Annotated in this window: 20 protein-coding genes; 8 read left to right on the top strand and 12 right to left on the bottom strand. The window is 60.0% G+C overall.

Annotated elements, in window-relative coordinates:
* Positions 1-10 precede the first annotated feature (10 nt).
* The 3 genes from ybaK to copA form a co-directional block, all read right to left on the bottom strand.
* Positions 11-490: a Cys-tRNA(Pro)/Cys-tRNA(Cys) deacylase YbaK gene (gene ybaK / locus IMX17_RS12960; protein ID WP_004940240.1), complete on the bottom strand. Its 480-nt coding sequence runs from the start codon at positions 488-490 to the stop codon at positions 11-13.
* 228 nt (positions 491-718) lie between these two features.
* Positions 719-1,525, bottom strand: a complete 807-nt coding sequence (locus IMX17_RS12955; protein ID WP_025301805.1) for a TraB/GumN family protein — start codon at positions 1,523-1,525, stop codon at positions 719-721.
* A 134-nt stretch (positions 1,526-1,659) separates the two neighbouring features.
* Positions 1,660-4,371, bottom strand: a complete 2,712-nt coding sequence (gene copA, locus IMX17_RS12950) for a copper-exporting P-type ATPase CopA (RefSeq protein WP_193549830.1) — start codon at positions 4,369-4,371, stop codon at positions 1,660-1,662.
* A gap of 107 nt (positions 4,372-4,478) precedes the next feature.
* Between copA and cueR the strand changes: the two genes are divergently transcribed.
* Positions 4,479-4,892: a Cu(I)-responsive transcriptional regulator gene (cueR, locus tag IMX17_RS12945; RefSeq protein ID WP_046897486.1), complete on the top strand. Its 414-nt coding sequence runs from the start codon at positions 4,479-4,481 to the stop codon at positions 4,890-4,892.
* A 118-nt stretch (positions 4,893-5,010) separates the two neighbouring features.
* Positions 5,011-6,765 carry a hypothetical protein gene (locus IMX17_RS12940; RefSeq protein ID WP_046897485.1) on the top strand — a complete coding sequence of 585 codons (1,755 nt, stop codon included), beginning with the start codon at positions 5,011-5,013 and terminating at the stop codon, positions 6,763-6,765.
* A gap of 58 nt (positions 6,766-6,823) precedes the next feature.
* On the opposite strand, the gene IMX17_RS12935 is transcribed toward IMX17_RS12940, so the two are convergent.
* Complete coding sequence (locus tag IMX17_RS12935; RefSeq protein ID WP_046897484.1) at positions 6,824-7,294, bottom strand: NfeD family protein; 471 nt, start codon at positions 7,292-7,294, stop codon at positions 6,824-6,826.
* Between the two features lie 2 nt (positions 7,295-7,296).
* Entirely contained in the window at positions 7,297-8,202 is a 906-nt protein-coding gene (locus tag IMX17_RS12930) for an SPFH domain-containing protein (RefSeq protein ID WP_004940203.1), read from the bottom strand.
* A gap of 319 nt (positions 8,203-8,521) precedes the next feature.
* On the opposite strand from IMX17_RS12930, the gene cfa reads away from it, so the two are divergent.
* Positions 8,522-9,673: a cyclopropane fatty acyl phospholipid synthase gene (cfa, locus tag IMX17_RS12925; protein ID WP_193549829.1), complete on the top strand. Its 1,152-nt coding sequence runs from the start codon at positions 8,522-8,524 to the stop codon at positions 9,671-9,673.
* A 112-nt stretch (positions 9,674-9,785) separates the two neighbouring features.
* Here the strand turns inward: cfa and IMX17_RS12920 are convergent, their stop codons facing one another.
* The 3 genes from IMX17_RS12920 to tesA form a co-directional block, all read right to left on the bottom strand.
* Entirely contained in the window at positions 9,786-10,640 is an 855-nt protein-coding gene (locus IMX17_RS12920; RefSeq protein WP_182265002.1) for a co-chaperone YbbN, read from the bottom strand.
* A gap of 77 nt (positions 10,641-10,717) precedes the next feature.
* Positions 10,718-11,494: an SDR family oxidoreductase gene (locus tag IMX17_RS12915; RefSeq protein ID WP_004940195.1), complete on the bottom strand. Its 777-nt coding sequence runs from the start codon at positions 11,492-11,494 to the stop codon at positions 10,718-10,720.
* Between the two features lie 26 nt (positions 11,495-11,520).
* On the bottom strand, positions 11,521-12,159 hold the full coding sequence (gene tesA, locus IMX17_RS12910; RefSeq protein WP_193549877.1) for a multifunctional acyl-CoA thioesterase I/protease I/lysophospholipase L1: 639 nt from the start codon (positions 12,157-12,159) through the stop codon (positions 11,521-11,523).
* On the opposite strand from tesA, the gene ybbA reads away from it, so the two are divergent.
* The 4 genes from ybbA (at position 12,130) to IMX17_RS12890 (ending at position 17,730) form a co-directional block, all read left to right on the top strand.
* Positions 12,130-12,816 (top strand): putative ABC transporter ATP-binding protein YbbA, encoded by a 687-nt coding sequence (gene ybbA, locus IMX17_RS12905; RefSeq protein WP_046897614.1) that lies wholly within the window; start codon positions 12,130-12,132, stop codon positions 12,814-12,816. The genes tesA and ybbA overlap by 30 nt on opposite strands.
* Positions 12,813-15,245, top strand: coding sequence for a putative ABC transporter permease subunit YbbP (ybbP, locus tag IMX17_RS12900; RefSeq protein ID WP_193549828.1), 2,433 nt, complete (start codon positions 12,813-12,815; stop codon positions 15,243-15,245). The genes ybbA and ybbP overlap by 4 nt, the downstream gene beginning before the upstream one ends.
* A gap of 321 nt (positions 15,246-15,566) precedes the next feature.
* On the top strand, positions 15,567-17,123 hold the full coding sequence (locus tag IMX17_RS12895) for a catalase (protein WP_046897613.1): 1,557 nt from the start codon (positions 15,567-15,569) through the stop codon (positions 17,121-17,123).
* 61 nt (positions 17,124-17,184) lie between these two features.
* Positions 17,185-17,730, top strand: coding sequence for an ankyrin repeat domain-containing protein (locus tag IMX17_RS12890; protein WP_046897481.1), 546 nt, complete (start codon positions 17,185-17,187; stop codon positions 17,728-17,730).
* 56 nt (positions 17,731-17,786) lie between these two features.
* On the opposite strand, the gene purK is transcribed toward IMX17_RS12890, so the two are convergent.
* From purK to ppiB, 4 genes are all read right to left on the bottom strand, one after another.
* Positions 17,787-18,854, bottom strand: coding sequence for a 5-(carboxyamino)imidazole ribonucleotide synthase (purK, locus tag IMX17_RS12885; RefSeq protein WP_046897480.1), 1,068 nt, complete (start codon positions 18,852-18,854; stop codon positions 17,787-17,789).
* Complete coding sequence (purE, locus tag IMX17_RS12880; RefSeq protein WP_004940188.1) at positions 18,851-19,375, bottom strand: 5-(carboxyamino)imidazole ribonucleotide mutase; 525 nt, start codon at positions 19,373-19,375, stop codon at positions 18,851-18,853. Before purE ends, purK begins: the two co-directional genes overlap by 4 nt.
* 149 nt (positions 19,376-19,524) lie before the next feature.
* Positions 19,525-20,247: a UDP-2,3-diacylglucosamine diphosphatase gene (locus tag IMX17_RS12875; protein ID WP_033642139.1), complete on the bottom strand. Its 723-nt coding sequence runs from the start codon at positions 20,245-20,247 to the stop codon at positions 19,525-19,527.
* A 10-nt stretch (positions 20,248-20,257) separates the two neighbouring features.
* Entirely contained in the window at positions 20,258-20,752 is a 495-nt protein-coding gene (ppiB, locus tag IMX17_RS12870; RefSeq protein ID WP_016928800.1) for a peptidylprolyl isomerase B, read from the bottom strand.
* Positions 20,753-21,060: 308 nt separating this feature from the next.
* Here ppiB and cysS point away from each other — a divergent pair, with 308 nt between their 5' ends.
* Positions 21,061-22,446 carry a cysteine--tRNA ligase gene (cysS, locus tag IMX17_RS12865; protein ID WP_033642140.1) on the top strand — a complete coding sequence of 462 codons (1,386 nt, stop codon included), beginning with the start codon at positions 21,061-21,063 and terminating at the stop codon, positions 22,444-22,446.
* Positions 22,447-22,465 lie beyond the last annotated feature (19 nt).

Here is a 22,465-nt window from a genome sequence, read left to right as displayed (position 1 = left end):
GTATGCGGCGTCAGTCGCGTTTGGCGATGTCGGCGAAGCTGCCGGCCAGCAGGCGGCACAGATCGGCGGCGGCCAGCTCGATATCCAGCCCGCGTTTGCCGCCGGAAACGTAAATGGTGGCGAACGCTTGCGCCGGGCTGTCGATCACCGTCGGCAGCCGTTTTTTCTGCCCCAGCGGGCTGATGCCGCCCACCAGATACCCGGTGACGCGCTGCGCCAGCTGCGGATCGGCCATCTCGGCCTTTTTGGCGCCGAGGGCGCGGGCAACCTTTTTCAGATCCAACTGGGTTGCGACCGGCGTGACCGCCACTGCCAGGTGTTTGGCGTCGCCGTTCAACGCCACCAGCAAGGTTTTGTAAACCCGATCGGCATCCAGCCCCAGCTTTCTCACCGCTTCGTCGCCGAAGTTGGTTTCGTCGCTGTCGTGGTGATAAGGATGAAGGGTGAAGGCGACCTTTTGTTTCTCAAGCAGAACGACTGCGGGCGTCATGGTATGTTGTCCAAAATGTCCCCGGCGGGGAAGGGGTGATAATCAGCCTTAAAAATACAAAAATCCAACCAGCCAGGCAACCAGAGCGGCTGTTACATAAAGCGGGTTGCCAAGATATTCACCGGGTTGCTACCCTGTTTACTGTAACCGTTAACACGGTTGCTATGCGTATAACTAGAATACAAGAAATTCCTCTTTGACTGGCCAATAGCGATATTGGCCACTTTTTTACCCCTGTGGCTGCAGCATCGCCGGCAGGTTATCCTCGCCATACAGGTGCAATGCGCCAACCGCCACCACATAGTCTCCGGCCGGCAGCGCCTCCAGCTGACGCCGCCAGTCGCGATTGCGCTGATGCATCAGCACGTCGTAAAGCCCGGCGCTGAAGGTGGCCGGCAGCGTGTCCAGCGTGCCGCGCGGTTTGGCGTCCAGCCACCAGCTCACCATGGTTTGCAGCAGCCGCGCGTTGGTATGCCAGTGCTCCAGCGTATCGCGCAGCAGCGCGATGCCGCCTTCCGGCAGCTGTTCCAGCATCGCCAATTGCTGCTGCGCCCCCTCGAGTTCGATCACCGGTTTGTCCTGCGCTCTGGCGGCCTGCAGCAGCTGATAATCTACGCCGTACTCTGCGCGCAGCCCCAGACGCTGAGCCTGCCGCGCCTGCATCATCAGCGCCACCTGCCAGCCGGGCAGGGTGGCGAAGGCGTGCGGATCGGCGCCCAGTTCGTGGCACAGCGCCAGCAGCTGTTGATATTCTTCGGCGGACAGGCGCTGTTCCAGCTCCGGCTGTTGCTCTGCGTGGTCGAAAGGGGAGGCGGCGCCGGTGATATCGGCTTCGACGATCAGCGCGTCGGCCTGTTGCAGCCGGGCGGCCAGCCGGGGCGGCAGCGGCGACATATCGACGGTGCCCATATGGATGCTGCCCACCAGATGGAGCCGACGCTCGCCCGGCAGAGTGATGTCCAGCGCCGGATAAGCGTAACTTTTGGGCGAGATCAGGCCGAGAAAGGCGGCGAGGCGGCGTAGCAGTTGACCCATACGGCGTGGCTCCTGAATAACGGGTGCGCGTTTTCGCGTGCAAGGCGAGGGAAAATCGTCATTCATGCTAAACGCTATCCGCCGCGCAGGGAAGCCCGGAAAACAGCGGGGCGCCTTGACGGGCGCCCCGAAGCTTACTTCCTGGGTTTAAAACGCAGCAGCCGGTTGGCGTTGCTGACTACGGTAATCGACGACAGCGCCATCGCCGCGCCCGCCACCACCGGGCTGAGCAGCGTGCCGGTCAGCGGGTAGAGCACGCCGGCAGCGATCGGAATGCCCAGCGTATTGTAGATAAAGGCGCCGAACAGGTTCTGCTTCATGTTGCGCAGCGTGGCCTTCGACAGCTCGACCGCATCCGCCACCCCGTGCAGGCTATGACGCATCAGGGTGATGGCGGCGGTCTCGATGGCGATGTCGCTGCCGCCGCCCATCGCGATGCCCACGTCGGCCTGCGCCAGCGCCGGGGCGTCGTTGATGCCGTCGCCGACCATCGCCACGCGTTGCCCCTGCGCCTGCAGCTGTTTGATCGCCGCCGCTTTGCCGTCCGGCAGCACGCCGGCAATCACCCGATCGATACCGGCCTCTTTGGCGATGGCGTTGGCGGTCACCGGGTTGTCGCCGGTCAGCATCACCAGCTGATATCCCTGCTGGTGCAGGCGCTGCAGCGCCGCGATGCTGTCCTCGCGCAGCGGATCACGAATGGCGAACAGCGCGGCCGGTTTACCGTCAACGGCCAGCAGCACCGGCGTCACGCCGCGTTCGGCCTGGGCGCGCATCGGCGCCTCCAGTTCGTCGGCCGCGACCTGATGCTGTTTCAGCAGCGCGGCGTTGCCCAGCAGCACCTGCACGCCGTCGATCTCCCCGCTGACGCCGGCGCCGCGCAGGGTGCGGAACTGCGCCACCTGCGGCAGCGTTTGCCCGGCGGCGCGTTCCATGATGGCGCGCGCCAGCGGGTGATTGGAGCCTTGTTCCAGCGCTGCGGCCCAGCCGAGCGCCTGCTGTTCGCTGACCTGATTGAAGGTCAGGATCTCCACCACCTGCGGTTTCCCTTCCGTCAGGGTGCCGGTTTTATCGAACACCAGGGTATCCAACTGGCTGGCCTGCTGCAGGGCGTCGGCGTCGCGCACCAGCACGCCGAATTCCGCCGCGCGGCCCACGCCGGAGATGATCGACATCGGCGTCGCCAATCCCAACGCACATGGGCAGGCGATGATCAGCACCGTGGTGGCGATCACCAGCGTATAGACCAACTGCGGCTGCGGACCAAAGAAGTACCACACCGCCGCGCTGAACAGGGCGATAGCCACCACCGCCGGCACAAACACCGCCGAGACGCGGTCGGCCAGTTGGCCGATCGCCGGTTTACTGCTCTGCGCCTGACGCACCAGTTTGATGATGCGCGCCAGCGTGGTTTGGCTGCCGATGGCGGCGGCGCGGAACAGCACGCTGCCGTCGTCGACCACCGTCCCGGCATGCACCGTGTCGCCAGGGCCTTTTTGCTGCGGCACCGCTTCGCCGGTCAGCATCGCTTCATCCAGCCAGACTTCGCCCTGCACGATTTCACCGTCGACCGGCACGCGATCGCCGGTGGTCAGCCGCAGCGTCATGCCGAGCTGCACCTCCGCCAGCGGAATATCGCGCTCGCCGTCGTCAGTCACCAGCCGCGCGGTAGGCGGCGTCAGATCGAGCAGCCGCTCCAGCGCCTGCGAAGAACGCTGGCGGGCGCGCTGTTCCAGCGCATGGCCGAGGTTGATCAAACCGATGATCATCGCGCTGGCCTCGTAATAGAGGTGGCGCGCCGCCATCGGGAAGAAATCGGGCCAAATGTTGACGGCGATCGAATAGAGCCAGGCGGCGCCGGTGCCGAGCGCCACCAGGGTGTCCATGGTGGCGCTGCCGTTCATCAACGCGCGCCAGGCATTGCGGTAGAAGTGCCCACCGGCGAACACCATCACCGCCAGGGTGATGACGCCGACCAGCAGCCAGGGGCGCTGGGTTTCCGGCGTCAGCATCATGCTGCCGCCGAACAGCCCCCAGGCCATCAGCGGAATACCCAACGCCAGCCCCAGCGCCGCCTGCCAGCTAAAGCGCTTCATGTTGGCGCGTGCGGTCTGTTGCTGACGTTCGCGGCGTTCGGTTTCGTCCTGAATCATCTCGGCGCCGTAGCCGGCTTTTTCCACCGCCGCCACCAGCGCCTGCGCATCGGCGGCGCCGGTCACCAGCGCGCTGCGCTCCGCCAAATTGACGCGCGCATGCTCCACGCCGGGAACGCTTTGCAGCGCCTGCTGCACCTTATTGACGCAGCTGGCGCAGGTCATGCCGCTGAGCAGCAGCTGTACGCTGTCGTCCGCGCTGTCGGTTGCCGGAAGAGAAGGTTGCGCCGCTGGCTGAACGTCCGGCAACGAAGGTGTTGCGTCAGTCAACGGCTCAGTTTTTGGGACGACGGCGCCCGCCACGCTGGCGTGATAACCGGCATGTTCCACCGCGGCGATCAGCGCCTGCGGATCGGCATCGCCGTACACTTTCGCGTTGTCTATCTCGACCTCGGCGGCGAACACGCCCGGCACCGCTTCCAGCGCCTTGCGGGTGCTGCCGACGCAGTGCATGCAGCTCAGGCCGCTCAACTGCAGTTCGGTGTCGGCGCGCGGCGCGACTTCTGCCTGATAGCCGGCGGCGATCACGCTGTCGATCAATGCGCTGTCCGACGCTTCGCCGGTCACTTTGGCGTAATGGACGTTAACCTCCGCCTGTTCGACATCGCTGCGGCTTTCCAGGGCTTTTTTCACCCGCTGCGCGCAGTTCATGCAGGACAATCCCTGCAATGCCAGCATAGTGGTGTGTGACATGATTGAACTCCTTGCGTAGAGGCGGTGTTTAAAGGTTGACCGCCTGACCTGTTTTCACTAAGAATGGAGCTTAAACCTTCCAGCAAGGGTAAGGTCAAGGAGGGAAAATGAATATTAGCGACGTCGCGAAAAAAACCGGTTTAACCAGCAAGACGATTCGTTTTTACGAAGAGAAAGCGTTGATTACCGCCCCGATTCGCAGCGACAACGGTTACCGCCACTATTCCGCCAAGCATGTCGAAGAGCTGACGCTGCTGCGTCAGGCGCGGCAGGTGGGCTTCAACCTGGACGAGTGCCGCGAGCTGGTAGCGTTGTTCAACGATCCGGCCCGCCACAGCGCCGATGTGAAGGCGCGCACGCTGCAGAAGGTGGCGGAGATCGAAAAGCACATCAGCGAGCTGGGGAACATGCGCCAGCGCCTGTTGACGCTGGCGGAACAATGCCCGGGCGACGAGGGGGCGGAGTGCCCCATCATCAATAACCTGGCGGGGTGTTGTCATCAGGTGACTGCGGCCAAATAATTCGGACAGCGAGTTGTCCACCTGCGTGTGGCACAACCCGTTGTTTTGGTGCAATGAAGGGCCGAACTTTAAAGTCTTTGTGTCGATTGAGACGCACAGACTTCAAAGAGGTGGTTCTATGACGAGCAGTTCTGACAGCGTTGCCGCGCTTACCGTTATCCCTAGTTTTGAAGCTCTAAGAGCCTATGTACCTGCGCAGGCTGGCGTGAGGGTTAGACTTAACGCGTGGAAGGAAGGTGGGATATATGGTGGCGGAGATTTTATTTCTGTCGCTGGTGTGAAAGTTGATGATGGTGGTCACGTCGCGCAAACAACCGGGTTCTATTGGGAAAGGATCGCCGGCTCGGTTAATCTTTATGATTATGGGATAGAAACTACGAATAGGACGACATCAAGTTATGTTGATGTCACCGGAAGCTTACAGGCGGCTATAAACAAAGCGATTGAAAAAAAATGCGCTTTGGTGAGCGAGTTTCCTAAAGCTGGATCTTATGCACAAGTAGGGTTATTTATTTCATCCTCTATCAATATCACCGGGTTGACTTCTCTATCCGGTGCTCTCCACTTATTTATTAAGTCGTCTTCTTTTATTCCAAAGACTGATCTTGGGTTGAGACTTCCCTGGGTCGTCATTAACCAGAATGGGCAGTATGACGGAAAAGGTTTAGTGTATGGAACAACCCAAGGTAATCAGGATCTGGATACCATCACTATTTACAATATGGATGGCTACACGGGTAAAGCGATTAATGGCCAACTGCATACGCTTTCAGGTTCCAGAGTTCAATTTCTCTCTTCAATGCACATGAATGGTGCAGGCGTCTATTTTGCTTCTACGTTTGATAACGTATTTAATGACGTCAGGGCGCTGTTCTGTGGCAATGAGATGATGTTCGGTATCGACTTTACCAGTTATCCCGCTGCAACCGGATCGGCGTTTGATGAATCTAACGCCAATACGATCCACTCTTTAATGGCTCATGACTGTAGAGAGAAAGCTTGGCGAGTATCAGGTTCAAAAAATTGGCTGGCAAAAGTTCATGAAGAAGGCACGTTAGTCACTAAGGCAACTGTTGAAACCCCCAACTCTGCCGAAAAAAGAAATGGATATGGCTATATGAATAGCTACTTTTCTTCCGTAGGTGGCGGTGCCGGCGTGATTAATATCTATGCCTCTACAAATAGTACGGTTGAGCATGTTCATACTTTCGGTGCAACGGCAACTGCTGTCGGGAATCTTTCGTCAACGGCGAATGTTTCAATTATACCTGGTGATCCCGCTCCGAATGGGGGGGCTATAGGGACAGTCTTTGCCAAAGACATTGTAGTTATGGCTAATGCCCGCGTCAATTTAGACTCTGTTAGAACGGTAGGTGGAGTAGATATTCGTGACGATAACTCATCCGTATCCAGAGGCAATATTGCGGGTAACCTACAGCTCTCTTCTGCCGCCAAGATTTTAAATAGTTACATCGGTGGCGATGTGATTTCTACGTCGATGCCCAGACTCACTAATTGCGACCTGCAAAAGAGCTTTACCGGCGGCGGGAGTCTGCAAAATACGAAAGTCGTTGGCAATGTAACAACGGTCGATGCGCTGCGGTTGGTTCTGGTTGATGTTTCTTTAGCAACGCTGATGGTTACCGGGAAAGGCGTTTTGTTGGATGTTCAAGGGGGCAACTTTAACCGTATGACCTTTGCCGATGGAGTTACGGGTAGATGGATAATCTTTCCGTCGCCTAGGGTGAATGTGACGGTGGATAATTGGATACCTCCAACATTTGCCGCGGGCCACGGATTATTCACCATCAACCCGCTTTCGAACAAGATTTACACGGTTCGAAACGGCATGTGGGTGGATTATAAGGCGTAAAATACCAGCTCTGCTGGCAGGATGAGTGAGCCGGGTGTGGGCTAGCCCGGCTCACTTGTTAACGCGATGAAGAAGGCAGGGCGCGGATCACCAGCGTCACGCCTTCCACCGCCACCACTTCCACTTCGGTGCCGGCGGGCAGATCTTCCGCCGCCTGCGCGCGCCAGCTGCTGTCGCCGATATTGATGCGCCCCATGCCGTTGTGCATCGGCTCCGTCAGCGTGGCGCGGGTGCCGATCAGCTGACGGTTGCGCTGGTTGAGCACCGGCGAACCGCCGGATGCGGCCGCCGGGCGGCGACGCAGCCAGTACCACCACAGATAGGCGACGACGACGGTCAGGACGGCGAAGATCACGCCTTGCCATTCCCAGGAAAGCGGTGGCAGCAGCCAGATCAAGGCGCCGACCAACAGCGCCGCCACGCCGCTCCACAGCAGGTAGCCGCCGGCGCCGAGCATTTCCGCCGCCAGCAACACGCCCCCGAGAGAGAGCCAGAACCACAGCGGATTCGCCGCGATCAGTTCGAGCATGATTATTTGCCTTTGCTTTCTTTCAGCAGTTCGGTAATGCCGCCGATCGAGCCGAGCAGGCTGCTGGCGTCCAGCGGCATCATCACCACCTTGCTGTTGTTGGAGGAACCGATCTTCTGCAGCGCGTCGGTGTATTTCTGCGCCACGAAGTAGTTCACCGCCTGAATGTTGCCGCTGGCGATGGCGTCGGACACCAGCTGGGTGGCGCGCGCCTCGGCCTCGGCGGCGCGTTCACGCGCTTCCGCCTGCAGGAACGCCGACTGACGTTCGCCCTCGGCCTTCAGGATCTGCGATTGCTTCTCCCCTTCGGCGCGCAGAATGGCCGCCTGACGCACCCCCTCCGCCTCCAGGATGTCGGCGCGCTTGGTGCGCTCGGCCTTCATCTGGGCGTTCATCGAGGCGATCAGTTCCGCCGGCGGCCGCACGTCGCGGATCTCGATACGGGTGATTTTCACCCCCCAAGGATTGGTCGCTTCATCGACGATGTGCAGCAGGCGGCTGTTGATGCTGTCACGCTGCGACAGCATTTCGTCGAGCTCCATTGAGCCGAGCACGGTGCGGAAGTTGGTCATGGTCAGGTTGACGATCGCCTGTTCGAGGTTGCTGACCTCGTAGGCGGCGCGCGCCGGATCGACCACCTGGATAAAGCACACCGCGTCGATGGCGACGTTGGCGTTATCGCGGGAAATCACCTCTTGGGAAGGGATGTCCAGCACCTGCTCCATCATGTTGATTTTGCGGCCGATGCGGTCCATGAACGGCACCACCAGGTTCAGGCCCGGCATCAGCGTTTTGGTGTAGCGGCCGAAGCGTTCTACCGTCCATTGGAACCCCTGCGGCACAATTTTGACGCCGGCGAACACCACAATCAGCGCGACGACGATCACGATGGGAATAAAAGTAAGCATGCAAACCTCCTGTCAGACATATGTAAACAGATATTACGTCAGCGCCGGAAAAATGCCTACTGATACCGCGACTTAATCCAGGGCGCTGACGCAACCCGCGAGCGGTGGATCCCGCGTCTGGAGCAGAGTGTTGTCACGACAAGTGTGGCACAGCTGAAAAATAAGTATGCCTAAATGGCATGATTTCAATAATTTTTATTCATTTCATGATGTTGCTCGCCTTGGCTAGAGTAAAAACACCCCCGTGTTTACCGTCAAAAATTTGTCATTTTCATTTGCGACTATGCTTTTTGAAATGACATTTCGGCCAAGGATTGTTATGGATTCGCTCAGTGTTGATGAACTCGCCCAGAAGAACGATCGCTGGTATCGCATTGTGGAGGAGATGTTGGCGGAAGCCGGCGTCGCCATCAACGGCCCGCGCGCCTGGGATATCCGGGTGCATAACCCGGCGCTGTTCAAACGCATTTTGCAGGAAGGCTCGCTCGGCTTCGGCGAAAGCTATATGGACGGCTGGTGGGAGTGCGAACGGCTGGACATGCTGTTCACCCGCATTCTGCAGGCCGGCGTCGATGAACGGCTGCCGAAAAGCCTGAGCGACATCGCGCGCATCGCCTATGCCCGGCTGTTCAATCGCCAATCGCGCAAGCGTGCCTGGCAGGTGGGCAAAGAGCACTACGACATCGGCAACGACCTGTTCCGGGCGATGCTCGATCCTTATATGCAATACTCCTGCGGCTACTGGAAAGAGGCGCAGACGCTGGAGCAGGCGCAGCAGGCCAAGCTCAGGATGATCTGCGAAAAACTGCAGTTGAAACCGGGCATGACGCTGCTGGATATCGGCTGCGGCTGGGGCGGATTGGCGCAGTTTGCGGCGCAAAACTACGGTGTCTCGGTGCACGGCGTGACCATTTCGGCCGAGCAGCAGAAGCTGGCGCAGGAACGCTGCGCCGGGCTGGACGTCGAGATCTTGCTGCAGGATTACCGCGATCTGGATCGTCAGTTTGATCGCATCGTGTCGGTCGGCATGTTCGAGCACGTCGGGCCGAAAAACTACGAAACCTACTTCAGCGTCGCGGTGCGCAACCTGAAGCCCGACGGTCTGTTCCTGCTGCACACCATCGGTTCCAATCAGACCGATCTCAACGTCGACGCCTGGATAGACAAATACATCTTCCCCAACGGCTGCCTGCCTTCGGTGCGGCATATCGCCGAGGCCAGCGAAGGGCGTTTCGTGATGGAGGATTGGCACAACTTTGGCGCCGATTACGATCGCACGCTGATGGCCTGGCTGGAGAATTTCAAACGGGCGTGGCCGGATCTGATGGGCGGTTATTCCGAGCGCTTCGAACGCATGTTCACCTATTACCTGAACGCCTGTGCCGGCGCGTTCCGATCGCGCAACATTCAGCTATGGCAGGTGTTGTTCAGCCCGGCGGGCGTGGAGGGCGGGGTGCGGGTCTATCGCTAATCCCCGTCATATTTCAAGCTGGCTGCACGTTCGAGCCCTGGTCACTTAGTTATCTAAGCTCCCAGGGCTTCTCACATTTGCCGCCTGGATGCAGCTTCAAGTATGACGGATATCAGTACAGCAGGGAGTACAGCTGGCGGCGATATTTAGCGGCCAGCGCGTCGCCGGTGCCGAGCGCGGCCAGAATGTCCATCAGGGTTTTGCGCGCGCTGCCGTTGGCGGCGGCCAGATCTTTCTTCAGATGCCCCATCAGCAGTTCCAGCGCTTCTTCGTTACGCCCGACCTGATGCAGTTGCAGCGCCAGCTGCACCGCCAGTTCGACGTTGTCCGGCTGCTGCTGCACCTGCTGTTGCAGCTGTTGGATTTCCGGCGTGTCCGCCGCCTGCTTCAACAGTTCAATCTGCGCCACCAGGCCCTGATAGCGGGTATCGCGATCCTGCAGCGGGATGGTCGCTAGCACCGCTTCGGCGTCTTCGCTGCGGTTGAGCGCGATCTGAGTTTCGGCCAGCGTCAGGCCGATGTCGCTGCGCTGTTGGCTGCTCTGCCAGGCGTCTTTCAGCAGCGGCAGCGCTTCGGCGGCGTTGCCGGCGGCCAGCAGCTCCTGCGCCTGCGCCAGTTTCAAATCTTCTTCCTTCGGCAGGAAACGCTGCAGCAAGTCGCGGATCGCTTCTTCCGGCTGCGGGCCCTGGAAGCCGTCGACCGGCTGACCGTCTTTGAACAGGTAGACCGTCGGAATGGAACGCAGCCCGAATTGTGAGGCGATCATCTGTTCGGCGTCGCAGTCCACCTTGGCCAGAATGAACTGACCGGCGTATTCCGCCGCCAGCTTGTCCAGCACCGGCGTGAGCTGCAGGCAGTGTTGGCTGCGCTCGGACCAGAAGTAGAACAGCACCGGTGTGGACATCGATTGTTCCAGCGTCTGGTGCAGGTTAGTTTCGTTAATATCAACAACAGCTTGAGCTAGCATCTTTTTTCTCTCTGATCGTGCGGAGCCATGGGGTGTAGATGGGGGCGCGCCGCCATTCTTCAACCCCGTCGGGCGAATTAAGCGTTGCTGCGCAGCAGCCAATCCAGACAGCGGCCCGGCAAAATGCGGCGCAGCACGCTCATCGCGTGCGCCAGCAGGGTGACCGGATAGCGCAGTTTGGCGCGCGGGCTTTCCAGCGCGTGGCGCAGTTTGGGCAGAATGGCCTCCGGCGGCAGCGTCAGGCGCTTGGCGATGCCGGGATTGTGCACCGGTTTGTCGCTCTGCGCCTGATTGACGTTCTGGCTAAAGTGGGTAGAGATCGGCCCTGGTTCGATCAGGCTGACCTGAATGCCGCTGCCGTGCAGCTCCATGCGCAGTGCGTCCGACCAGGCTTCCAGCGCGAACTTGCTGGCGGCGTAGGCGCCGCGCCCGGCGCTGGAGACCAGGCCCATCACCGAACTGGTCTGAATGATCCGCCCTTCGCCGTGCGGCAACATCGCCGGCAACAGCAGCTGGGTCAGTTGGTGGGTGCCGAACAGGTTGGTGGCGAACTGCCGTTCCAGCTGGCTGCGCGAAATGCGGCTGAGCGGGCCGTAAACGCCGAAACCGCCGTTATTGAACAGGCCGTACAGGCGGCCGTCGGTCAGCGCGATCACCTCGGCGGCGGCGCGCTCGACGCTGGCGCTGTCGTCCAGATCCAGCTCGATGCCTTCCAGCCCGAGCTGGCGCATGTTTTCCACGTCCTGCGGCTTGCGGCAGGCGGCCAGCACCCGGTAGCCGCGGTTGCGCAGATCCTGCGCCGCAATCAAGCCAATCCCGCTGGAACAGCCGGTTATCAATACCGCTTTTTGCATAACTTTACCTAGTGTACGACCCTAATTTAGTGAGACTCATGCTTTACTAGAGGCTCCAGGCGCTCCGCCATCCAGGTGGCGATAAACGGCTGGGCGTCCCCATTGGGGTGCAATCCGTCATCCTGCATCCATTCCGGCTTCACCACCACCTGTTCCATATAGAACGGCAGCAGCGGAATGTTGAACTGCTTGGCCAGCGCCGGGTAGACGGCGCCGAACGCTTCAGTATAGCGGCGGCCGTAGTTCGGCGGGATGCGGATCTGCATCAGCAGCGGCTGCGCGCCGGCCTGCTGCACCAACGTGATGATTTGGCCGAGATCGCGCTGTACGTCCTGCGCCGGGAAGCCGAGCAGGCCGTCGTTGGCGCCCAGCTCGATCAGCACCCAGCGCGGCTGATGGTGTTTCAGCAGCGCGGGCAGACGCGCCAGCCCCTGCGCGGCGGTGTCGCCGCTGATGCTGGCGTTGACCAGCTGCGGCGCGCCCGGTTTTTTCTGCCACTGTTCGGCCAACAGCGTCGGCCACGCCCGCTCGAGCGGCAGGCGGTAACCGGCGCTTAAACTGTCGCCTAAAATCAACAAGGTATCGGCGGCGGCAGCGCGTAAACTGAATAATCCCAACAGCAAAAGGAAGGGAAGATGCCAGCGGAAAACGTTCTTGAAGTTCATCATCTTAGTAAACACGTTGGTCAGGGTGAGCATCAGCTCACCATCCTTACCGGAGTCGAGCTGCTTGTCAAACCCGCGCAGACGATCGCCTTGATCGGCGAATCCGGATCGGGGAAATCGACCTTGCTGGGCATTTTGGCCGGGCTGGATGACGGCAGCGAAGGCGAGGTGCGTTTGCTCGGCGAGTCGCTGACCGCGCTGGACGAAGAGGGGCGCGCCGCGCTGCGCGCCAGGGACGTCGGCTTCGTGTTTCAGTCGTTCATGCTGGTGCCGACGCTGAACGCGCTGGAGAACGTGCAGCTGCCGGCGCTGTTGCGCGGCGAGAGCGACAGGCAGAGCCGCGAGCAGGCGGTGCAGCTGCTCGAGCAGTTGGGGCTGGGCAAGCGGCTCGATCACCTGCCGGCGCAGCTGTCCGGCGGCGAGCAGCAGCGCGTAGCGCTGGCGCGCGCCTTCAGCGGCCGACCGCGGGTGCTGTTCGCCGATGAACCGACCGGCAACCTCGATCGTCAGACCGGCGATCGCATCGCCGACCTGCTGTTTTCCCTCAACCGCGATTTTGACACTACCCTGATCCTGGTGACCCATGACGAAACCCTGGCGGCGCGCTGCCAGCGGCGGCTGCGGCTGCGCGAAGGCAAGCTGTGGGAGGAAGCATGATCTGGCGCTGGTTCTGGCGCGAATGGCGCTCGCCGTCGCTGCTGATCGTGTGGCTGGCGCTGACGCTCTCCGTCGCCTGCGTGCTGGCACTGGGCAGCATCAGCGATCGCATGGACAAAGGGCTCAGCCAGCAGAGCCGCGATTTTATCGCCGGCGATCGGGTGCTGCGCAGCGCGCATCCGGTGCCGGAAGGCTGGCTGCTGGACGCGCAGCAACAGGGGCTGAAGGTGAGCCGTCAGCTGTCGTTCACCACCATGACCTATGCCGGCGATCGGCCGCAGCTGGCGGACGTGAAAGCCACCGATTTGGCCTATCCGCTGTACGGCAAGCTGGAAACGCGCCCGGCCAACATCCAGCCTGAACCGGGCAGCGTGCTGGTGGCGCCGCGTTTGCTGGCGCTGCTGAACGTGAAAGTGGGGGATTCGCTGGAGGTGGGCGATACCACGCTGCGCATCGCCGGTGAAATTATTCAGGAGCCGGACGCCGGTTTCAATCCGTTCCAGACCGCGCCGCGCATCATGATCAACCTGGCGGACGTCGATAAGACCGGCGCAGTGCAGCCGGGCAGCCGCCTGACCTACCGCTACATGTTCGCCGGCGCCGAGCCGGATATTCAGCGTTACGAAGAACGGCTGACGCCGCAGTTGACGCCGGATCAGCGCTGGTTCGGGCTGCAGGAGTCCGGTAGCGCGCTGGGCAAGTCGCTGCAGCGCTCCCAACAGTTCCTGCTGTTGTCGGCCCTGCTGACGCTGCTGTTGTCGATCGCCGCCGTGGCAGTGGCGATGAGCCACTATTGCCGCAGCCGCTACGATCTGATCGCGGTGCTGAAAACCCTTGGCGCCGGGCGCGGCGCGCTGCGCAAATTGATCGTCGGCCAGTGGCTGGCGGTGATGGCGCTGGCGGCGGTGTGCGGCGGGGCGATCGGGCTGGCGTTCGAGGCGCTGTTGATTCGCCTGCTGAAGCCGGTGTTGCCGGCCGCGTTGCCCGCCGCCGGCGTCTGGCCGTGGCTGTGGGCGCTCGGCGCGCTGGTACTGATTTCGCTGCTGGTCGGGTTGCGGCCGTATCGCCAGTTGCTGGCCACCCAGCCGCTGCGGGTGCTGCGTCGCGATGTGTCGGCCAACGTCTGGCCGCTGCGCTACTTCCTGCCGGTGACGGCGGCGATCGTGGTCGCGCTGTTGGTGTTGCTGATGGGAGCCAGCACGTTGCTGTGGGCGATCCTGGCGGGCATGGCGGTGCTGGCGCTGCTGCTGGGCGGTATAGGGTGGGGCAGCCTGCTGCTGCTGCGCCGCATCACGCTCAAGAGCCTGGCGCTGCGGCTGGCGGTCAACCGCCTGCTGCATCAGCCGTGGGTGACCATCAGCCAGTTGGCGGCGTTCTCGCTGTCGTTCATGCTGCTGGCGCTGCTGTTGGTGCTGCGCGGCGATCTGCTCGAACGCTGGCAGCAACAGCTGCCGCCGGACAGCCCGAACTATTTCCTGCTCAACATGACCGAGGCGCAGGTGCCGCAGGTGAAAACCTTCCTGCAGCAGCACCAGATCAAACCGGAAACCTATTACCCGATCGTCCGGGTGCGCCTGACCGAGATAAACCAGCAGGTGGCGACCGAACGGGTGCATGAAGACGATCCGGGCGGCGAGGCGGTGAACCGTGAGCTGAACCTGACCTGGCTGGCCGAACTGCCGGATCACAATCCGCTGGTGGCGGGCAATTGGCCGCCGAAAAGCGGCGAAGTCTCGATGGATGAAGGCATCGCCGGGCGGCTGAAGATCAAGCTGGGCGACACGCTGACCTTCAGCGGCGATACCCAGGCGTTCAGCGCCAAAGTCACCAGCCTGCGCCAGGTGGATTGGGAAAGCCTGAAGCCGAACTTTTACTTTATCTTCCCGCCGGGCGCGCTGGACGGCCAGCCGCAGACCTGGCTCACCAGCTTCCGCTACGACGGCGACGGCCGGATGCTGACCCAGCTCAACCGCCAGTTCCCAACGCTCAGCCTGCTGGACATCGGCGCGATCCTGATACAGGTCGGCGGCGTGCTGCAACAGGTCAGCCGCGCGCTGGAGGTGATGGTGGTGCTGGTGGTGCTGTGCGGCGGCCTGCTGCTGCTGGCGCAGGTGCAGGTCGGCATGCGTCAGCGGCGGCAGGAGCTGGTGGTCTATCGCACGCTGGGCGCCGGTAAACGGCTGCTGCGCCGCACGCTGTGGTGCGAGTTTGCCCTGCTGGGGCTGGTGGCGGGCATCGCGGCGGCGGTGGGGGCCGAAGCGGCGCTGTGGCTGCTGCAAAGCCGGGTGTTCGACTTCCCGTGGACGCCGACGCCGGTGCTGTGGTGGGCGCTGCCGCTGGCCAGCGCGCTGCTGCTGTCGCTGTGCGGCGGCTGGCTGGGCGTGCGCTTGCTGCGCGGCCGGGCGCTATTCCGCAGTTACGAGGGGTGATAGTCAGGTTGTGAAGGGATAGAAATAGTGGGTTCAGGATGTTGAACCCACTATTTTTTCGTCGGTAATGGGCATTATTTATTTGTGATTATTGAACGGAAATTTTGAGTTAAATTTAACCTATCATTATGATAGCCGGCGCACACTTCCAAATTTTTTATTAACTGGTATGGTTTAATTGATTCAGTTTTGGCTGACTTTTAATGTCTTTGTTATATTTCCTCCATATTGTATTGATTTTCTGAATCTGTAATTTAACTCTTAATGAGGATGGGGTTAACCCTCTTCTGGCACTGTATTGTCATTAAAAAGGATAATGTAATGATAAATAGCTATGTGACCAATGATTATAAATTCCGTTTTGCCAGAAAAACGCTGTACATTGCTTTGACATCGTTTCTTTTAAGTTCTTCGGTGACGGCGGAAACGCTGACCAGAGATAATGGTGCACCGGTAGGCGATAACCAAAATTCGCAAACAGCAGGCTCTAATGGGCCGGTATTATTGCAGGATGTTCAGCTGCTGCAAAAATTACAACGCTTTGATCGTGAACGTATCCCAGAACGGGTCGTGCATGCACGGGGGACCGGTGCTTTTGGCGTGTTCACGCCAACCGCTGATATTTCCGATCTTACCGTCGCTGAAGTGTTTAAAATGGGCTCGACGACGCCGGTATTCGTGCGTTTTTCCAGCGTGGTGCATGGCAATCACTCGCCGGAAACATTGCGCGATCCGCATGGCTTTGCTACCAAATTTTATACTGCGCAGGGAAATTGGGATTTGGTGGGTAATAACTTCCCAACGTTCTTCATTCGCGACGCCATAAAATTCCCGGATATGGTACATGCGTTTAAACCGGATCCACGCACCAATCTTGACGATGACTCGCGACGCTTCGACTTTTTCTCCCATGTACCGGAAGCGACCCGGACCTTAACGCTGTTGTATTCAAATGAAGGAACTCCCGCCTCGTATAGAAATATGGATGGCAACGGCGTTCATGCTTATAAATTCGTTAATGGCAACGGAGATATTCATTATGTGAAGTTCCACTGGAAAACGTTGCAAGGGATCAAAAATCTCGATCCCGCTCAGGTCGAAGCTGTACAGGGTAAAGATTACAGTCATCTGACACAGGATTTGGTAACGGCAATCAATCGGGGCGACTACCCGAAATGGGATCTTTATATCCAGGTATTAAAGCCCGAGGAGCTGAAAAATTTCGATTTCGACCCGCTTGATGCAACCAAGATATGGCCGGGCGTTCCTGAGCGTAAAATCGGCCAGATGGTGTTGAACAGGAATCCAAACAACGTCTTCCAGCAAACGGAGCAAGTCGCCATGGCGCCGTCGAACCTGGTGCCGGGGATTGAACCGTCGGAAGATAAGCTCTTGCAGGGGAGGCTATTCGCTTATGCGGACACTCAAATGTATCGTCTTGGCGCGAACGGTTTAAGTTTGCCGATCAACCAGCCGAGGGTCGCGGTCAATAACGGCAACCAGGACGGTAACTTGAATTATGGCGATACCCAGGATTTAGGCGTGAATTATCAGCCGAGCCGACGTTATCCGCGAGAAGAGTTGGCATCCGCACGATACAGCAGCGCGCCGCTCAGTGGTGTGACGACGCAAAGCAAAATCCAGCGTGAGCAGAACTTCCGGCAGGCTGGGGAACTTTATCGGTCCTATAGCGCAAAAGAGAAGGATGACCTGGTGAACAGTCTCGGGACGTCACTGGCATCGGCCGATGTGGAAAGTAAAAATATTATGCTTTCCTACTTTTATAAAGCCGATAAGGATTACGGATCGCGCTTGGCCGCGGTTGCTAAAGGTGATTTGGCCGAGGTGAAAAAACTGGCGGACAAGTTGTCGGACTGATAAGACGACCTTCGAGCGCCCGGTTAATAGGCTCACCGGGCGTTCATGTAAAGAGGTGAAAATGTTTATCATCAAAAAGGCCATTTTATTCTGGCTGAGTGCCGTACTGTTTTTTTCATGGCCTGCACATGCCAGCGAGACTGATCCGACGCTTTCACAACTCAATCATTATCTCTGGGAGGGAGCCAGAAAGGGCGACATTGCAGTGATTAACACCCTAATCGATGGCGGATTTAATCTCGATACCGCCGATGAGAAGGGGTACACGGCCATCATTCTGGCGGCCTACCATGGCCATGATGATGTGGTGCAAGCCCTGCTTGCGGCCGGGGCAGATCCCTGCCTGCGCGACAAGCGTGGAAATAGCGCCTTGATGGGCGCGGTATTCAAAGGCGAGTTAACCGTGGCTCGCCGCTTGATCCGCGCTGATTGCAATGTCAATCAACGCAATCAGGCAGGACAAACCGCGGCAATGTACGCTGCTTTGTTCCAACGGAAAGAGTTGCTGCGTGAGTTAAGCAATAAAGGTGCTGACATGAAACTGGTCGATGATGCGGGTAACAATGTTGAAGCGTTGTCGAAGGGAACGATCAGGACAAGCCGCTAGGCTGTGATATTAAAAATCAGGGTTCACGGGGTTGAACCCTGATTGTTATTGGGTGTTTAAGCCAGCTTCTGCTGTGCCCAGGCCAGCCCGCTTTGGTACTCGCCCGGCAGCAGCGGCGCCAGCGCCTGCAGCGCCTGGCACAGATCGGCGGCGCTCGGGTCGTTCAGATTGAGGTGGCCGACCTTGCGGCCCGGGCGCACCTCTTTCTCATACCAGTGCAGATGCACCAGCGGCAGCGACAGCCACTGTTCGTTGACGGCGGTGCCGATCAGGTTGACCATTACCGACGGCGTACTGACCACCGGCTGCGGCAGCGGCAGGCCGAGGATAGCGCGCAGATGCAGTTCGAACTGGCTGATGGACGCGCCGTTTTGTGTCCAGTGGCCGCTGTTGTGCACGCGCGGCGCCAGTTCGTTGATCAACAACCGATCGCCGACGATAAAGCACTCCATCGCCATCACGCCGACGTAGTTCAGCTCGTTCAGGATCGCCGCCAGCATCTGCTCGGCCTGTTGCTGCAGCGCCGGATTGGGCTGCGGCAGCGCCACGCTGGCGCGCAGGATGCCGTCTTCATGCAGGTTGTGGGTCAGCGGGTAGAACACCGAACGGCCGTCGTGGCCGCGCGCGCCCACCAGCGACACTTCGCCGGAGAAATTGATGCCTTGCTCGACGATGCACTCGCCATAGGCATCGGCCGGCAGTTCGGCTTCCTGCCCCGGACGCAGGCGCCACTGGCCGCGGCCGTCATAGCCGCCGACCCGGCGTTTGACGATCGCCAGCTCGCCCAGCGCAGCGAACACCTGCGGCCATTCGGCGGCGCTCGCCAGCAGCTGCCACGGCGCGGTCGCCAGGCCGAGCTGATCGAGCAGCTGCTTTTGCGTCAGGCGATCCGCCAAACGCGGGAAGATGTCGCGGTTGACGAAGGCGCTGTGAGTCGCCAGTTCGCGCGTCAGCGCGGTTTCCGGCCAGCGTTCAATCTCGGCGGTAATGACGCTGTTCTGATACGGCACCGCCTCAGGTTCGGCATCGATGCCGACAGGGTAGACGGCGATGCCCAGCGGTTCGCCGGCCTGGCGCAGCATGCGCCCCAGCTGACCGTTGCCCAATACGCAAACCGGCTTCATGCGTCCTCCCGCGGATCGGGGTGGTTCAAAACGTCTTCAGTCTGCGCCTGACGCCAGTCCGCCAAACGCTGCGCCAGGGCGGCGTCGTGCAGCGCCAGGATCTGCATCGCCAGCAGCCCGGCGTTGGCGGCGCCGGCTTTGCCTATCGCCAGCGTGCCCACCGGAATGCCGCGCGGCATCTGCACGATGGAATAGAGGCTGTCCACGCCGCTCAGCGCGGCGCTTTGCACCGGCACACCCAGCACCGGCACCAGCGTTTTCGCCGCCAGCATGCCCGGCAGATGCGCGGCACCGCCGGCGCCGGCGATGATCACGTCAAAGCCGTTGGCGGCAGCCTGCTCGGCGAAGCTGAACAGCTTGTCCGGCGTGCGGTGAGCGGAAACGACTTCGACATGGAAGGGGACATCGAGCTGGGTCAGGACTTCGGCGGCGAACTGCATGGTGGCCCAGTCACTTTTCGATCCCATTACAATTGCGATTTTAGCCCCGGCATTGGCGGCTGAAGCGGCGTTGGCTCCCATGGGTGTAAGGCTCCTGTGATTTGTCTGGCGTCGGCGGAGGGCCGAATGAGGGCGTAGAGCATACCATGAGCGCACGGCGAGGAAAACGGTTGCGTCGTCGGTTTTCACCGGCGAAAGCGCGAATTTTCACCCGCGCGCCAGTGCGGAACTCAGAATGGGAATTGGATCAGCTCGACGGCGTCGGCGCTGACTTTGATCATCGATCCTTCGACGTGCCAGGCGCCCAGCACCGCGCGATGGGCTTCGCCGTTGCTCAACGCCAGCCGATGCACCGCCGGGCGATGGGTATGGCCGTGGATCATCCAGTGCACATCGTGGCGCAGCATCGTTTGCTCGACCGCCTGCGGGTTGACGTCCATGATGGCGTCCGACTTGTACTGGTTGGATTGCTGGCTGCGGGCGCGCATCTTGGCGGCGATCTTCAGTCGCCAGCGCAGCGGCAGCGCCAGGAACAGTTTTTGAATCAGCGGGTTGTGCACTTTACGGCGGAATTGCTGATAGGCTTGATCGTCGGTGCACAGGGTGTCGCCGTGCAGGATCAGGATCCTGCGGCCGTACAGCTCCAGCACTTTTTCTTCCGGCAGCAGCTGCATGCCGCTGGCGCGGGCGAAGCGCTTGCCGAGCAGAAAATCGCGGTTGCCGTGGATGAAATAGCAGGGCACGCCGGCCTGTTGCAGCGCTTTCAGCGCCGCGGCGATCTCCGCGTGCAGCGGCTCGGGATCGTCGTCGCCGATCCAGGCTTCAAACAGGTCGCCGAGGATGTACAGCGCGTCGGCGTGCACCGCTTCACGCCGTAAAAAACGCAGAAAACCGGCAGTGATTGCCGGTTCCTGTGCGCACAAGTGCAGATCTGCGATGAACAGCGTACTCATGCAGCCGCGATTACTCGCTGACGGTCACGCTGTTGATCACCACGTCTTCTACCGGTACGTCCTGGTGCATGCCGCTGCGGCCGGTTTTCACGCCTTTGATCTTGTTGACCACGTCCATGCCTTCAACCACTTCAGCAAACACGCAGTAGCCCCAGCCCTGCACGTTTTCGCCGCGGAAGTTCAGGAAGTCGTTGTCAGCCACGTTGATGAAGAACTGTGCGGTGGCGGAGTGCGGATCGTTGGTGCGCGCCATTGCCAGGGTGCCGATGGTATTTTTCAAACCGTTGTTGGCTTCGTTCTTGATGGCCGCGTTGGTCGCTTTCTGGTTCATGCCCGGCTCGAAACCGCCGCCCTGGATCATGAAGCCGTTGATCACACGGTGGAAGATGGTGTTGTCGTAGAAACCGGCGCGGCAGTAGTTCAGGAAGTTTTCAACGGTAACCGGCGCTTTGTCAGCAAAGGTCTTGATAACGATATCGCCGTGATTGGTGTGGAAAGTAACCATAGTTTTAATCCTAACAAGGTGAAGTGAGACGTCACGTAAAGCGAGTGAACATTCAGACCGCCCTTATAACATATCCGCCCCAGCGAGTCAGCAGCGGCTCAACCGCGCACTGTCTGTGGTAATTGCATTTATGTTATATTATAACAAATGCGCCGGCCGGCGAATTTTGCGCTTTTTCTTCGCGTGAAGTCAGCAAAGCATGGCCTTAACCTTGCAATAGATCAGGCTTCAGGTTTCAATACGCTACCGGGCGTTAAACCTGAAGCCCGGTTATCTTTTTGTTATCACGCACACCACGGAATCTCCCGATGCTAAAGATTTTTAATACCCTGAGTCGTCAAAAAGAGGAATTCAAACCCATTCATGCCGGGAAAGTGGGCATGTACGTGTGCGGGGTAACCATCTATGACCTGTGTCACATCGGCCACGGTCGTACCTTTGTCGCTTTCGACGTGGTGGCGCGTTACCTGCGCTATCTCGGCTATTCGCTGAACTACGTGCGCAACGTCACCGACGTGGACGACAAAATTATCCGCCGCGCGGCGGAAAATCATGAGACCTGCGACCAACTGACCGAACGCATGCTGGCGGAAATGCATGCCGACTTCGACGCGTTGCTGATCGATCGCCCGGACAGTGAACCGCGCGCGACCCAACACATCGCCGAGATCATCGAGATCACCCAGCGCCTGATCGATCGCGATCACGCCTATGTGGCCAGCAACGGCGACGTGATGTTCTCCATCGACAGCGATCCGCAGTACGGGCTGCTGTCGCGCCAGGATCTGGAGCAGCTGCAGGCCGGCGCGCGCGTGGAGATCGACGACGTGAAGCGCAACCCGATGGACTTCGTGCTGTGGAAAATGTCCAAGCCGGGCGAGCCGAGCTGGCAGTCGCCGTGGGGGCCGGGCCGTCCGGGCTGGCATATCGAATGCTCCGCCATGAACTGCAAACAGCTAGGCACCCACTTCGACATCCACGGCGGCGGTTCCGATCTGATGTTCCCGCACCACGAGAACGAGATCGCGCAGTCGAGCTGCGCTCACGACGGCCCGTACGTCAATTACTGGATGCACTCCGGCATGGTGATGATCGACAAAGAGAAGATGTCCAAATCGCTGGATAACTTCTTCACCATTCGCGACGTGCTCGGCCATTACGATGCGGAGACGGTGCGTTACTTCCTGATGTCCGGCCACTATCGCAGCCAGCTGAACTACAGTGAAGAGAACCTCAAGCAGGCGCGCACCGCGCTGGAGCGCCTCTATACCGCGCTGCGCGGCACTGACGCCAATGCCGCGCCGGCCGGCGGCGAGGCGTTCGAAGCCCGCTTCCGCGAAGCGATGGACGACGACTTCAACACTCCGGAAGCCTACTCGGCGCTGTTCGATCTGGCGCGCGAGGTTAACCGCCTGAAGGGGGAAGACATGGCGGCGGCCAGCGGCATGGCGGCGGAACTGCGCAAGCTGGCGAACGTGCTTGGCCTGCTGCAGCAGGAGCCGGAGCAGTTCCTGCAAGGGGGCGCACAGGTTGACGACGGCGAAGTGGCGGAGATCGAAGCGCTGATCAAACAGCGTAACGAAGCGCGCGCCGCCAAGGACTGGGCGCTGGCGGATGCCGCGCGTGATCGCTTGAACGAGATGAACATCGTGCTGGAAGACGGCCCGCAGGGCACCACCTGGCGCCGTAAGTAATCCGGCAGAAGGAAACAAA

Source organism: Serratia sp. X3 (assembly GCF_014982455.1).
Taxonomy (GTDB): Bacteria; Pseudomonadota; Gammaproteobacteria; order Enterobacterales; family Enterobacteriaceae; genus Serratia; species Serratia ureilytica.
This window is presented reverse-complemented; position numbering and strand designations above follow the sequence as displayed.